The following is a 13,312-nucleotide window of genomic DNA, read 5'->3' as shown; positions in this document are numbered from 1 at the left end:
GCATGAGCGGCAAGCCGGGGCTGGCGGAGCGCATCTACCGCGCGCTGAAAAATGAGATTTTCACTTTTCAGCTGATGCCGGGGGATCGGTTTAGCGAGAGCGAGGTTGCCGGGCGGATGGCAGCCAGCCGGACCCCGGTGCGCCAGGCGCTCTACTGGCTGGAGCACGAGGGCTACGTCGAGGTCGCCTCGCGCAGCGGCTGGCAGGTAAAGCCGTTCGACTTCGCCTGGTTCGAGGCGCTGTACGATCTGCGGATCGTGCTGGAGCGCGAGGCGGTACGCCGCCTGTGCGGGATGCCCCCCGGCACCTGCGCCGAGCATCTCGCTCCGCTGATTGCCTTCTGGGTGGATGCCTTACCGCTGGAAGACGGTCTGGCGGTCTCGCCCCATGACGAGCAGTTTCATACCGCGCTGGTGGCAGCAACGGGCAACAGCGAGATGACCCGGGTGCACGTCGATCTGACGGAGAAGATACGCATTATTCGCCACCTCGACTTTACGCGGGACGATCGAGTGGCAGCGACCTATCAGGAACACGGGCGTGTGCTACGCGCCATTTTGACACAGCAGACAGAGGAGGCGCAGCGGATCCTGACCGACCACATATTACAGAGCAAAGCGGTGGTCAGAAAAATCACACTACACAGGCTTCAGCAATCGCGGCTACCGCCGGTTTCATCGCAGATATAACGCAATAATTCTCTTACACTTTTAGGGGTTAATGATGAAAAGACGTTCGTTAATTAAAGCCTTTGCCCTCTCCGCCACTATGGTCGGCATGGGGATCTCCTGGCAGGCCTGGGCCGCCGACACCATTAAGGTGGGCATTATGCACTCGCTCTCCGGCACGATGGCGATCTCCGAAACGCCGCTGAAAAACGTCGCGCTGATGACCATCGATGAGATCAACGCCAACGGCGGCGTGCTGGGGAAAAAGCTGGAGCCGGTGGTGGTCGATCCCGCCTCTAACTGGCCGCTGTTCGCCGAGAAGGCCCGCCAGCTTATCTCCCAGGATAAGGTCGCGGCGGTGTTTGGCTGCTGGACCTCGGTCTCACGCAAATCGGTACTGCCGGTATTTGAGGAGCTGAACGGCCTGCTCTTCTATCCGGTGCAGTACGAGGGCGAAGAGATGTCACCGAACGTCTTCTACACCGGCGCAGCGCCTAACCAGCAGGCGATCCCGGCGGTAGAGTACCTGATGAGCGAGGACGGCGGCAGCGCTAAACGCTTCTTCCTGTTAGGTACCGACTACGTCTATCCGCGCACCACCAATAAGATCCTGCGCGCCTTCCTGCACAGCAAAGGCGTACAGGATAAAGATATCGAAGAGGTCTACACCCCGTTCGGCCACAGCGACTACCAGACCATCGTCGCCAACATCAAGAAGTTCGCCGCGGGGGGCAAGACCGCCGTCGTCTCCACCATCAACGGCGACTCCAACGTGCCGTTCTATAAAGAGCTGGCGAACCAGAGCATCAAGGCCACCGATGTGCCGGTCGTGGCCTTCTCGGTGGGCGAAGAGGAGCTGCGCGGCATCGACACCAAACCGCTGGTAGGCCATCTGGCGGCGTGGAACTACTTTGAATCCGTCGATAACCCCACCAACGCCAAATTTGTTGCCGACTATAAGGCCTATGCCAAAGCGCATAACCTGCCGAACGCCGACACCGTGGTGACCAACGATCCGATGGAGGCCACCTACGTCGGGCTGCATATGTGGGCCCAGGCGGTAGAGAAAGCGGGCACCACCGACGTGGATAAGGTGCGCGCCGCAATGGCCGGACAGACCTATAAAGCGCCGGACGGCTTCACCCTGACGATGGACAAGACCAACCACCACCTGCACAAGCCGGTGATGATCGGCGAGATCGAAGATAACGGCCAGTTTAACGTGGTCTGGCAAACCGAACAGCCGGTTCGCGCCCAGCCGTGGAGCCCGTTTATCGCCGGTAACGATAAGAAGCCGGATACGCCGGTGAAATCTACCGGGCAGTAACCCTGGCGCCCGGCGGCATAGGCTGCCGGGCAATGACTCCATCAGCGGAACAAGCGACCATGAAAATAGCCACGCGCTTCGGCCTCTTCTTTGCCTGCTGCCTGCTGCTCATCGGCACGGCCTCTGCCGGACCGGCAAGCGAGTACGGCGCTGCCAGCCGAACCCAGCAGGCACAGCTTTTACAAACCTGGTCCGCCGCGCCCGATGCGTCGCGTTTGCCCCTGCTTCAGGCGCTTCGCCAGGAGAACGTGGTCGTCGATAAGCGCGGCCAGCTTTTTACCCAGTCGGGAGAGACCCTTACGCCATTGGAGGGCAACGCGGCCCCCGAGGGGAGCCCGCGCCGGGTCTTTATGAATAACCGCATCCGTACCCTGGTGGCTAACGCTCTCGCCGCCCACCAGCTGGTGAGTGAGGATCGCGCCCTGCGTCTCGCCGCCGCGCGTAATTTGCAAAACGACGCCACGGCGGAGCAGCTTCCGCTGATCCAACAGCGGCTGGCCCAGGAGCAGGATGACGAGGTGAAGGCGGCCCTGCTGCTGGCCGCCGCCACTCTCCAGCTCGCCGATGCGAGTCCACAGGTGCGCCTGCAGGCGGTTAAGCAGCTGGGCGAGAGTAGCGCCCCGCCGATCCAGGCCAGCCTTCAGCGCCTCACCCAGCCGCAGAACGAGCCGGATGCCAGCGTGCGCGCCGCCGCTGCCGACAGCCTGAAGCAGATCCAGCAGCGCCTGCGCTGGGGTGACTGGCTGGGGCAGGCCTTTAGCGGACTGTCGCTGGGATCTATCCTGCTGCTGGCCGCCCTTGGCCTGGCCATTACCTACGGCCTGCTGGGGGTGATCAACATGGCCCACGGCGAGATGCTGATGCTGGGGGCATACGCCACCTGGCTGGTGCAGGATCTCTTTGCCCGTCTCGCCCCGCAGTGGCTGGCCCTCTATCCCATCGTTGCCCTGCCGGTGGCCTTTTTCATTACCGCCGCGATGGGGATGGCGCTGGAGCGGCTGATCATTCGCCATCTCTATGGTCGCCCGCTGGAGACCCTGCTGGCCACCTGGGGCATTAGCCTGATGCTGATCCAGCTGGTGCGCCTGCTGTTTGGGGCGCAGAACCTGGAGGTGGCTAACCCAGGCTGGCTCTCTGGCGGCTGGGCGGTGCTGCCCAACCTGATCCTGCCTTACAACCGCATCGCGGTAATCGTCTTCGTGCTGCTGGTGCTGGCTCTCACCTGGCTGCTGCTCAACAAGACCCGGCTGGGGATGAACGTGCGGGCGGTTACCCAAAACCGGCGGATGGCCGACTGCTGCGGCGTGCCCACCGGGCGGGTAGATATGCTGGCCTTCGGGCTTGGTTCCGGCATTGCCGGGCTGGGGGGCGTGGCGCTGTCGCAGCTGGGCAACGTCGGTCCTGAACTGGGCCAGGGCTATATCATCGACTCATTTTTAGTGGTGGTACTGGGTGGCGTCGGCCAGCTGGCAGGCACGGTGGTGGCGGCCTTTGGCCTCGGCATCATCAACAAGCTGCTGGAGCCGCAGATTGGCGCGGTGCTGGGCAAAATCGCCATTCTGGTACTGATCGTGCTGTTTATCCAGAAACGGCCGCAGGGGCTGTTTGCATTCAAGGGGCGAGCGATCGACTGATGACCCAACCTATCACCCTGACGCTGGCGCAGCGCGCGCCCCGTCTGACGCGCACCCTGACGCTGGGCACTATCGCCCTGCTGCTGGCCCTGCCGTTTCTGGCCCTGCTGCCGCAGGATCATCCCCTGGCGATGTCCGCCTATACGCTGACCCTGGTGGGCAAGATCCTCTGCTACGCCATCGTCGCCGTGGCGCTGGACCTGGTCTGGGGCTACGCTGGTCTGCTGTCGCTGGGGCACGGGCTGTTCTTCGCCCTCGGCGGCTACGCGATGGGCATGTACCTGATGCGGCAGGCGGCAGGCGACGGCCTCCCGGCCTTTATGACCTTTCTCTCCTGGAGCGAGATGCCGTGGTTCTGGACCGGCACCCAGCACTTTGCGTGGGCGCTGTGCCTGATCGTGCTGCTGCCGGGTCTGCTGGCATTGCTGTTCGGCTACTTCGCCTTCCGCTCGCGCATCAAGGACGTCTACTTCTCGATCATGACCCAGGCCCTGACCTACGCCGGGATGCTGCTCTTCTTCCGCAACGAAACCGGCTTCGGCGGTAACAACGGCTTCACCGGCTTTACCACCCTGCTCGGCTTCCCGGTCACCGCCACCGGAACGCGCATCGGCCTGTTTATCGCCACCGTGCTGCTGCTGGTCGCCGCGCTGGGCATTGGAATGGCGCTGGCGCGCAGCAAGTTTGGCCGGGTGCTGACGGCGGTGCGCGACGCCGAGAACCGGCTGATGTTTTGCGGCTACGATCCGCAGGGTTTTAAACTCTTCGTCTGGACCCTCTCCGCCGTGCTCTGCGGCCTCGCCGGGGCGCTCTACGTCCCGCAGGTGGGCATTATCAACCCGAGCGAGATGTCGCCCACCAACTCCATCGAAGCCGCCATCTGGGTAGCGCTGGGCGGGCGCGGGACGCTGATCGGGCCGCTGCTAGGGGCAGGCATCGTTAACGGGGCGAAGAGCTTCTTCACCGTCGCCTTCCCGGAGTACTGGCTCTTTTTCCTGGGCCTGATGTTTATCCTCGTCACGCTGTTCTTACCGCGCGGCGTCATTGGCCTGCTGAAGCGGAGGAAGCATGACTGACACCCTTTTTACCCAGCCGCTACCGCAGGATCGCTACCGGGAGACCACCGATCCGGTCTTGCTGCTGGAGAATATCAACGTCTCCTTCGACAGCTTTCGCGCCCTCACCGACCTGACGCTGGCGATTGGCGTTGGCGAGCTGCGCTGCATCATCGGCCCCAACGGCGCAGGCAAAACCACGCTGATGGATGTGATCACCGGCAAGACCCGCCCGCAGAGCGGCAGCGTGGTCTACGACCAGAATATTGACCTGACCCAGCTCTCGCCGGTGGAGATTGCCCGAGCGGGCATCGGGCGCAAGTTTCAGAAGCCAACGGTGTTTGAGGCGCTGACGGTGGCGGAGAATCTGGAGATCGCCCTGAAAACCGACAAATCGGTGTGGGCCAGCCTGCGGGCGACGCTCAGCGGCGAGCAGCGGGATCGCATCGACGAGACCCTTGAGCTGCTGCGGCTGGCCAATCAGAGCCAACGTCAGGCGGGGCTTCTCTCCCACGGCCAGAAGCAGTTCCTGGAGATTGGCATGCTGCTGGTGCAGGAGCCGCACCTGCTGCTACTCGACGAGCCTGCCGCCGGGCTGACCGATGCGGAGACCGAGTATATTGCCGAGCTGTTTCGTACCCTGGCAGGCAAACACTCCCTGATGGTGGTGGAGCACGATATGGGCTTTGTCGACACCATCGCCGACCACGTTACGGTGCTACACCAGGGCCAGGTGCTGGCGGAGGGTTCCCTGCGCGAGGTGCAGGCGAATGAACAGGTTATTGACGTTTATCTGGGGCGCTAACATGCTGGAAGTGAATGAACTGCATCAATACTACGGCGGCAGCCATATCCTGCGCGGCCTCTCGTTTGCGACGCATCCTGGCGAAGTAACCTGCCTGCTGGGGCGTAACGGCGTGGGGAAAACCACCCTGCTGAAGTGCCTGATGGGGCTGATCCCGGCCAAATCCGGGACTATTAGCTGGCAGGGTAAGATCATCAACCAGCAGAAGCCCCACCAGCGGGTGCGCAGCGGCATGGCCTATGTGCCGCAGGGGCGGGAGATCTTTCCCCGGCTGACGGTAGAGGAGAATCTGCTAATGGGCCTGTCGCGCTTTGCCGGTCCCCTGGCCAGGCGGGTGCCTGATGAGATTTACGACCTGTTCCCGGTGCTACGGGAGATGAGGCAGCGGCGCGGGGGCGACCTCTCCGGTGGCCAGCAGCAACAGTTAGCCATTGGCCGGGCGCTGGCCTGCCGTCCGCAGCTGCTGATCCTCGATGAGCCGACGGAGGGGATCCAGCCCTCGGTGATCAAAGAGATTGGCGTGGTGATTAAAACTCTGGCCGCACGGGGCGACATGGCGATCCTGCTGGTGGAGCAGTTTTATGACTTTGCCGCCGAGCTGGCGGACAGCTATTTAGTGATGTCCCGGGGATCAATCGTTCAGCGCGGCAGAGGCGAAGAGATGGAGTGTCACGGCGTGCGCAATCTGGTCGCGATTTAGCCGTGGCTGAGGTAAAGCGGCTGCTAGACTAGAGCTATACCCCTGAAAACAGGAGCCGTGTATGAAAGCGTCCCGTTTGCTCGTCGCTCTGGTTCTGTTTGCCGCTGCCCCGGCGTTGGCCGCGCCGGAGTATTGCGAAAAAGTCAGACGCGAGATCAAGCAGCGCATTATGGCCAATGGCCTGCCGGAGTCGGCGTTCACGCTGAACATCGTCCCGGCAGACCAGGCGGATAAGCCCGATACGCACGTGGTCGGCCACTGCGCTAACGATACCTATAAGATCCTCTATACCCGTACCGGCAGCGGAAACGTGCCTGCGGCTGGCGCGACGCCTGACGGCTCCCGTACCGAGCCGCAGTAGCCAGATCAGGCCAGCACGCGATCGGCGATCAGCGTTCGGGTCAGGAGAGTCACGTCGATATAGTGCGCCAGGTCGCGCTGCTCGGCGCGCGGCAGATAGGGTAGCTCGCCGATCATCGGCGCGGGGATCTTTTTGCCCAGCACGTTAATGATCTCGGCATAATGGGCAAGGCCAGGGTTGATGCGGTTAGCGACCCAGCCAATCAGCGGTAGACCATCACTGGCGATCGCCTGAGCCGTCAGCAGGGCATGGTTGATACACCCCTCCTGGATCCCCACCACCATAATCACCGGAAGCTGCTCCTGCACCACCCAATCAGAGAGAGGGCGCAGATCGTTCATCAGGCCGCGCCAGCCGCCGGTGCCCTCAACAACCACATGGTCAACGCGGTCACTAAGGTGTGCCAGCCCCTTTGAGAGCAGGCCATAGTTAATAGGGCAGCTGTGGGCTACGCTGCTCTCTTCTTCGCTCAGGGCAATAGGATTTACCGCCTCGTAGGGCAGCGCCAGCGTTGAAACGCTTTGTAGCACCAGCGCATCTTTGTTGCGCAGCCCCTCAGGCGTCTCTTTACTCCCTTTCGCCACTGGCTTGTAGCCGGCAACGCTTCTGCCGCTGGCCGCCAGCGCCTGCAGAAGTGCGCGGGAGACCACTGTCTTCCCGACAGCCGTATCGGTACCCGTAATAAAGAAACGCTTAAGCATCACTTACTCCACCGTTTTGCCGCGAAAATATACACCACGAAAATAATTCAGAGGAGAAAGTCTAAGTTAAGTCGCCAGGGGCTAATTTGAGGTAGCGCAATTTTTCCTCCAACTGTGCGAATTTGTTAACCCTGCAACAGTCGAATCAGCAACGAACCGTTATACATCGCGTCTTTTACCAGCGCGGCACCCGCCATTGTGCCCTGATTAGAGAACTGGGTGCTCTCGACGGTGATGTGTCGGCTATAGGCGGGCAGCGACTGCTGGCGAATGCAGTTGCTAATGGCCGGGAAGAGAATATCGGCGGCCTGGCTCAGGGGCGAACCGATAAGAATTTTTTGCGGATTAAACAGGTTGACCATGATCGCCAGAATGCGTCCGACATTGGTGCCTACCCCGGTGATAATGTCCGTCGCCAGCCGATCCCCCTCTCGCGCCGCCTGGCAGAGTGAAGCAACGGTAAGCGGCTGGCCGTGCAGCTGCGAGCTCATCGACTGGCTCATGCGCTGCTGCGCCAGCTCCAGCACGCTCTCCACGCTGGCGATGGTTTCCAGACAGCCGTGGTTGCCGCAGTAGCAGCGCTTACCGTAGGGATCGACCTGGGTATGGCCTATCTCAACCAGGCTGCTGCTACCCGCATGGAGCAGACGCCCGTCGGTGATCACCCCAGCGCCAACGTTGTGGTCGATTACCACCTGAATAACGTCGCGCGCGCCACGGGAGGCGCCAAACAGCGCCTCTGCCATCGTCCACGCGCTGATATCATGCTGAATATAGACCGGCACGCCGGTATGGCGCTCCAGAGCCTCCCCCAGTGCCATATCTTTGACGTCTTCATAGAACGGCATGCGGTGCACGATGCCGTTCTCGGTATCAATGATACCTGGCAAGGTGATAGCGATGGCGGTCAGGCGTTCGAGCTTGCTCTGGTGCCGAATAAAGAACTGGTCGATGTGATGAATAACGCGGCTGGCAAAGGGCGTGTGGGAGTGTAACGGCAGCTCAAGCTGCTCTTCGACCACCAGCTTGCTGCTGAGGTCGCGCAGGGCGAGATGGATCTCACCCCGGCTGATGCGCAACGAGAGATAGTGCCAGGCCTCGGTTTCTACCATCAGACCCACGGCGGGCCGCCCTCGGCTGCCTGGCTCCTGGATCTCCGTCTCCTGCACCAGGTGCGCTTCTAGCATTTCACGGACAATCTTGGTAATGCTGGCGGGGGCAAGCTGCGCCAGACGCGACAGATCGATTCGTGAAACCGGGCCTAGCTGATCGATAAGCCGGTAAACGGCTCCTGCATTGGTCTGCTTAATCTGATCAATATGGCCGGGCGTACTATCAGCAACCACCTCTTGCTCCCTTTATTTTCGCGCTTCGAAATAAACTTTAGGCTATGGTGAAGCAGTTCCTCAAGGCCGTCAAATTTTTGATTAGCCTTGTGATTTACCGCACATTTTCATCCTCTGCCGGGTAGATTCTGGTCACTTTTAACACTCTTCAATAACTGCTGCTTGAAATGCAGCGCGGCTGCGCCCTGCTCGTGGTGCCGCGACCAGACTAGCCACATCTGTGAGACCGCATCGGCTTCGGCAATGGGTAGCCAGCGCATCTCATTCAGCTGAACCCGGCAAAACGAGGCGGGCAGAATCGACACCCCCAGGCCAGCGGCAACCAGTCCGATAATGGTCATCGCCTCGCCGACCTCCTGGGCGATACGCGGCACCAGGTCGTAGCGGCGCAGCAGGCCAAGTATATCGTCGTAGAGGCCCGTCCCGACATGAGGATCGAAGAAGACAAACGGCTCCTTCGCCAGCTCGCTTAGCGTCACCGCAGGCTGCAAGGCCAGGGGGTGATCGCACGGCACCATCGCCAGCAGCGGCTCGCGCAGGATCACCTCCCACGCCAGGGTATCCGGCAGCGCGGTATTACGCATCAGGCCCAGATCCAGTGTCCCCTCATGCAGGGGGGCGATCTGTTCACGCGTATTGATCTCCCGGGTTTGCAGATGCACGTCCGGGTAGCGTCGCCGGAAGGTGGAGAGCGTATCGGAGACCGCTTTGATAAAGGGCGCGGAGGAGGTAAAGCCAACCCGCAGCTCACCGCTCTGCCCCTGATGCAGGCGGGCAGCGCGTGCGGCGGCGTCATCGACCTGACTGAGGATCTGTCGGCTGTCGAGTAGAAACTGTTTTCCCGCCGGGGTTAGCGCCACGCTGCGGTTAGTACGGGCCAGCAGCCGGGCGCCGATCTGCTGCTCGAGCAGCTGGATCTGCTGGCTTAGCGGCGGCTGGGAGATATTCAGCCGGGCCGCCGCATGGCCAAAATGCAGCTCTTCCGCCACGGCAATAAAGTAGCGCAGGTGACGCAGTTCGATATTCATATTTTTAATGTATTATTTGAGATTATTAATATATTAGACAGAATATTTACATTTTCCTACCCTTAGCGGTAATCGCTCTAAATTAGCAACACACCACTAAGGATCCCCCGTGAGCCGTACTACCGTCGTTGACATCGCCCCGGCGAGCGATGCCGACGTGCAGACCACCGCCACTCCCGCCACGCCCTATATTAAACGCGGCACGCCACAGTTTATACGCGTCACGCTGGCGCTCTTCTCTGCCGGCCTCGCCACCTTCGCCCTGCTCTACTGCGTGCAGCCGATTCTGCCGGTGCTCTCCCATGAGTTTGGCGTCTCGCCAGCCAGCAGCAGCATCTCACTTTCGATCTCCACCGCCATGCTGGCCATTGGACTGCTCTTCACGGGGCCACTCTCGGATGCCATCGGCCGCAAGCCGGTGATGGTCACCGCTCTGCTGCTGGCTTCGTGCTGTACGCTGCTCTCCACGATGATGACCAGCTGGCACGGCATTTTGATTATGCGGGCGCTGGTGGGGCTGTCGCTGAGCGGCGTCGCGGCGGTTGGGATGACCTATCTGAGTGAGGAGATCCACCCCAGCGTGGTGGCCTTTTCGATGGGGCTCTACATTAGCGGTAACTCTATCGGCGGCATGAGCGGACGCCTGCTCAGCGGCGTGTTTACCGACTTCTTTAGCTGGCGCATCGCCCTGGCGGTTATCGGCTGCTTTGCCCTCGCCTCGGCGCTGATGTTCTGGAAAATACTTCCGGAGTCGCGCCATTTTCGCCCCGCCTCGCTGCGGCCCCGATCGCTGATGATTAACTTCCGCCTGCACTGGCGCGATCGCGGTCTGCCGCTGCTGTTTCTTACCGGCTTCCTGCTGATGGGATCGTTTGTCACTCTGTTTAACTACATTGGTTACCGCCTGATGCAGACCCCGTGGCAGCTGAGTCAGGCGGTGGTGGGCCTGCTCTCGGTAGCGTACCTGACCGGGACCTGGAGCTCGCCCAAAGCCGGGGCAATGACCGCCCGCTTTGGCCGCGGCCCGGTAATGCTGGTCTCAACGGGGATTATGCTGGGCGGCGTGCTGCTGACGCTCTTCTCATCGCTGGGGCTGATTTTTGCCGGGATGCTGCTCTTCTCGGCTGGCTTCTTTGCCGCTCACTCCGTCGCCAGCAGCTGGATCGGGCCGCGGGCGCGTCGGGCAAAGGGCCAGGCCTCCTCGCTCTATCTCTTTAGCTACTACCTGGGATCGAGCCTGGCCGGGACGCTCGGTGGCCTGTTCTGGCACAGCTACGGCTGGAACGGCGTGGGCGGGTTTATTACCGTGATGCTGCTGGCTGCGCTGCTGGTAGGCCGCAGCCTGCACTACCGTCTCGCGGCGTAGCGTAATGTACGCCTGCCTGAACATGCCGGGCGGCGCTACGCTTGCCCAGCCTACAAACAGCGCCTTACCGTAGGCCCGTGCAGGCGTAGCGCCCCCGGGCAATTTCTCGCAGTGGTATCAGTGCGAGCGTCCTGTTATCTTGAAATGTAAGCAAATAAAATCAGCACAACACGAGGCATAATGGACACCAGCAACTACCAGCAGCTCACCCGCACCTTCCAGCGTCTTTACCGTTTCTCCCACCTCTCATCCATCGCCGGCTGGGACATGATGACCACTATGCCCCCCGCCGGGAGCGCTGCCCGGGGCGAGGCGCTGGCAGAGATCAGCGTTCTGAAACACCAGATCCTGACGGATAAAAAAGTAGCTCAGTGGCTGGATGCGGCCGCGCAGGAGGATCTCAACGATGTTGAACAGGCCAACCTGCGGGAGATGACCCGTCGCTACCAGCAGGCAGCGGTGCTGCCGGAAGCGCTGGTAGAGGCGAAATCGCTGGCGGGTAGCCGCTGCGAGCACGCCTGGCGTAGCCAGCGCCCTACAAACGACTGGGAAGGCTTCTCTGCCAACCTGAAAGAGGTGGTGAAGCTTAGCCGTGAAGAGGCCAGGCTGCGGGCGTCGGCGAAGGGCTGCACCCCTTACGACGCGCTGCTGGATCTCTATGAGCCGGATATGACCGCCGCCAGGCTCGACGTGCTGTTTGCCGATCTGAAATCCTGGCTGCCGGATCTGCTTAATCAGGTAGTGTCCAGGCAGGCGCAGCGCCAGCTTATCGCGCCGGTCGGGCCATTCCCGGTGGAGAAGCAGCGCGAGCTGGGTCTGGCGGCGATGCGCACGCTGGGCTTTGATTTTGACGCAGGCCGTCTGGATATCAGCGCCCATCCGTTCTGCGGCGGCGTGCCGGAGGACGTGCGCATCACCACCCGCTACGATGAGAACGAGCTGCTCAGCGCCCTCTTTGGCGTCGTGCATGAAACTGGCCACGCGCGCTACGAGCAGAACCTGCCCCGCACCTGGCTGGGACAGCCGGTCGCCGAGGCCCGCTCGATGGCCATCCACGAATCGCAGAGCCTGTTCTTCGAGATGCAGCTTGGCCGCAGCAAGGCGTTCTTAACGCGTCTTCTGCCTGCAGTCATTGAGCGCTTTGGCGCGCAGCCCGCCTTTAACGACGAGAACTTTATCGCCTGGAACCAGCAGGTTAAACCTGGCCTGATCCGTGTCGATGCTGACGAGGTGAGCTACCCCGCGCATGTGATCCTGCGCTATGAGATTGAGCGGGCGCTGATCAACGGTGAAATCGAGGTGGACGATATTCCGGCGCTGTGGGATGAGAAGATGCAGCACTGGCTGGGTCTCTCGACCGTGGGCAACTACCGGGACGGCTGCATGCAGGATATTCACTGGACCGACGACGGCTTTGGCTATTTCCCGTCCTATACCCTTGGCGCCATGTACGCCGCGCAGCTGTTCCATGCCGCACGTACCGCGCTGCCTCACCTTGATGCTGCCATTGCCGAAGGGGATTTCAGCGCCCTGTTTGAGTGGCTGCGGCAGAATATCTGGCAGCACGGCAGCCGCTTTACCACCACCCAGCTGATCGAGTCCGCAACTGGGGAAGCGCTAAACAGCCGCTACTTCCGTCAGCATCTTACCGCCCGCTATCTGTAACTTTGCAGACCGGGACAAGCGTACCCGGCCTTTCTTTCTGGATTGTACAAACGGTTACACGACGATACCAATCACTCACGGAAGCCTCGTATTAAGAAGCATATAGTCTCTTCACCGGCCCCGCAGTGGGGTTGAATGATGAAACCAATTCGAGGATATCAGAATGAAAAAAGTATTAGCTCTGGTTGTTGCCGCTGCTATGGGTCTCTCTTCTGCTGCGTTCGCTGCTGACACCGCTGCGACCACCGCTGCGCCAGCGGCTACCGCTCAGACTCAGAGCGCTGCTCCGGCTGCCAAAACCACCCACCACAAAAAACACCACAAAGCTGCCGCGACCCAGAAAGCGCAGGCTGCTAAAAAGCACCACAAAAAAGCCGCTAAACCGGCTGCAGACCAGAGCGCTGCCAAACCAGCCGCCGATCAGAAAGCCCAGGCTGCTAAGAAACACACCAAAAAAGCAGTGAAACACACTGCGGCTAAGCCGGCTGCCCAGCCTGCTGCCTAAGTTTGATACCTACTTCAGCGCCCGCCTGTCGGGCGCTGCTTCTTTCGGAGGGTCTATGCTGCAACGCTACCGTTTTGAGCTGATTTTGCTCATGCTGATTGCCTGCGCGCTGGTCACCCTGCGCTTCTATCTTTCCTGACTGTAGCACGCT

General features: G+C 61.1%; 13 protein-coding genes. 10 read left to right on the top strand and 3 right to left on the bottom strand.

The window, feature by feature from the left end:
* The first annotated feature begins 2 nt into the window (after positions 1 to 2).
* The 7 genes from RTX96_RS03035 (at position 3) to RTX96_RS03005 (ending at position 6,550) form a co-directional block, all read left to right on the top strand.
* Positions 3 to 689, top strand: a complete 687-nt coding sequence (locus RTX96_RS03035; protein WP_312670093.1) for a GntR family transcriptional regulator — start codon at positions 3 to 5, stop codon at positions 687 to 689.
* A 34-nt stretch (positions 690 to 723) separates the two neighbouring features.
* The gene (gene urtA, locus RTX96_RS03030; protein WP_103820962.1) at positions 724 to 1,995 is read left to right on the top strand and encodes an urea ABC transporter substrate-binding protein; all 1,272 of its coding nucleotides are present in this window, start codon (positions 724 to 726) and stop codon (positions 1,993 to 1,995) included.
* 59 nt (positions 1,996 to 2,054) lie between these two features.
* Positions 2,055 to 3,629 carry an urea ABC transporter permease subunit UrtB gene (gene urtB, locus RTX96_RS03025; RefSeq protein WP_312670092.1) on the top strand — a complete coding sequence of 525 codons (1,575 nt, stop codon included), beginning with the start codon at positions 2,055 to 2,057 and terminating at the stop codon, positions 3,627 to 3,629.
* Positions 3,629 to 4,705: an urea ABC transporter permease subunit UrtC gene (gene urtC, locus RTX96_RS03020; RefSeq protein ID WP_103820960.1), complete on the top strand. Its 1,077-nt coding sequence runs from the start codon at positions 3,629 to 3,631 to the stop codon at positions 4,703 to 4,705. Before urtB ends, urtC begins: the two co-directional genes overlap by 1 nt.
* The gene (urtD, locus tag RTX96_RS03015) at positions 4,698 to 5,489 is read left to right on the top strand and encodes an urea ABC transporter ATP-binding protein UrtD (protein WP_103820959.1); all 792 of its coding nucleotides are present in this window, start codon (positions 4,698 to 4,700) and stop codon (positions 5,487 to 5,489) included. The genes urtC and urtD overlap by 8 nt, the downstream gene beginning before the upstream one ends.
* Position 5,490: 1 nt before the next feature.
* Positions 5,491 to 6,189: an urea ABC transporter ATP-binding subunit UrtE gene (gene urtE, locus RTX96_RS03010; RefSeq protein ID WP_312670349.1), complete on the top strand. Its 699-nt coding sequence runs from the start codon at positions 5,491 to 5,493 to the stop codon at positions 6,187 to 6,189.
* Positions 6,190 to 6,250: 61 nt separating this feature from the next.
* Positions 6,251 to 6,550 (top strand): DUF1161 domain-containing protein, encoded by a 300-nt coding sequence (locus RTX96_RS03005; RefSeq protein WP_312670091.1) that lies wholly within the window; start codon positions 6,251 to 6,253, stop codon positions 6,548 to 6,550.
* A gap of 5 nt (positions 6,551 to 6,555) precedes the next feature.
* Here the strand turns inward: RTX96_RS03005 and bioD are convergent, their stop codons facing one another.
* From bioD to RTX96_RS02990, 3 genes are all read right to left on the bottom strand, one after another.
* Positions 6,556 to 7,251 (bottom strand): dethiobiotin synthase, encoded by a 696-nt coding sequence (bioD, locus tag RTX96_RS03000; protein ID WP_103820956.1) that lies wholly within the window; start codon positions 7,249 to 7,251, stop codon positions 6,556 to 6,558.
* 125 nt (positions 7,252 to 7,376) lie between these two features.
* Positions 7,377 to 8,597, bottom strand: a complete 1,221-nt coding sequence (gene mlc, locus RTX96_RS02995) for a sugar metabolism global transcriptional regulator Mlc (protein WP_103820955.1) — start codon at positions 8,595 to 8,597, stop codon at positions 7,377 to 7,379.
* A 107-nt stretch (positions 8,598 to 8,704) separates the two neighbouring features.
* Positions 8,705 to 9,625, bottom strand: a complete 921-nt coding sequence (locus RTX96_RS02990; protein ID WP_312670090.1) for a LysR family transcriptional regulator — start codon at positions 9,623 to 9,625, stop codon at positions 8,705 to 8,707.
* Between the two features lie 109 nt (positions 9,626 to 9,734).
* On the opposite strand from RTX96_RS02990, the gene RTX96_RS02985 reads away from it, so the two are divergent.
* The 3 genes from RTX96_RS02985 to asr all read left to right on the top strand — a co-directional run bounded on the left by RTX96_RS02985 (position 9,735) and on the right by asr (position 13,161).
* The gene (locus tag RTX96_RS02985; RefSeq protein ID WP_312670089.1) at positions 9,735 to 10,991 is read left to right on the top strand and encodes an MFS transporter; all 1,257 of its coding nucleotides are present in this window, start codon (positions 9,735 to 9,737) and stop codon (positions 10,989 to 10,991) included.
* 180 nt (positions 10,992 to 11,171) lie between these two features.
* Entirely contained in the window at positions 11,172 to 12,656 is a 1,485-nt protein-coding gene (locus RTX96_RS02980; RefSeq protein ID WP_312670088.1) for a carboxypeptidase M32, read from the top strand.
* Positions 12,657 to 12,819: 163 nt separating this feature from the next.
* Complete coding sequence (asr, locus tag RTX96_RS02975) at positions 12,820 to 13,161, top strand: acid resistance repetitive basic protein Asr (RefSeq protein ID WP_103820951.1); 342 nt, start codon at positions 12,820 to 12,822, stop codon at positions 13,159 to 13,161.
* Positions 13,162 to 13,312 lie beyond the last annotated feature (151 nt).

Origin of the sequence: Pseudescherichia sp. (assembly GCF_032052675.1) — a bacterium.
Lineage (GTDB): Bacteria > Pseudomonadota > Gammaproteobacteria > Enterobacterales > Enterobacteriaceae > Pseudescherichia.
Note: the sequence above shows the minus strand (reverse complement) of the source record. Positions and strands in the feature narration are given on the sequence as shown.

Coding starts and splice junctions, on each gene's coding strand:
- RTX96_RS03035 (WP_312670093.1), top strand. CDS start 3: ATGAGCGGCAAGCCGGGGCTGGCGGAGCGCATCTACCGCGCGCTGAAA.
- urtA (WP_103820962.1), top strand. CDS start 724: ATGAAAAGACGTTCGTTAATTAAAGCCTTTGCCCTCTCCGCCACTATG.
- urtB (WP_312670092.1), top strand. CDS start 2,055: ATGAAAATAGCCACGCGCTTCGGCCTCTTCTTTGCCTGCTGCCTGCTG.
- urtC (WP_103820960.1), top strand. CDS start 3,629: ATGACCCAACCTATCACCCTGACGCTGGCGCAGCGCGCGCCCCGTCTG.
- urtD (WP_103820959.1), top strand. CDS start 4,698: ATGACTGACACCCTTTTTACCCAGCCGCTACCGCAGGATCGCTACCGG.
- urtE (WP_312670349.1), top strand. CDS start 5,491: ATGCTGGAAGTGAATGAACTGCATCAATACTACGGCGGCAGCCATATC.
- RTX96_RS03005 (WP_312670091.1), top strand. CDS start 6,251: ATGAAAGCGTCCCGTTTGCTCGTCGCTCTGGTTCTGTTTGCCGCTGCC.
- bioD (WP_103820956.1), bottom strand. CDS start 7,251: ATGCTTAAGCGTTTCTTTATTACGGGTACCGATACGGCTGTCGGGAAG.
- RTX96_RS02990 (WP_312670090.1), bottom strand. CDS start 9,625: ATGAATATCGAACTGCGTCACCTGCGCTACTTTATTGCCGTGGCGGAA.
- RTX96_RS02980 (WP_312670088.1), top strand. CDS start 11,172: ATGGACACCAGCAACTACCAGCAGCTCACCCGCACCTTCCAGCGTCTT.
- asr (WP_103820951.1), top strand. CDS start 12,820: ATGAAAAAAGTATTAGCTCTGGTTGTTGCCGCTGCTATGGGTCTCTCT.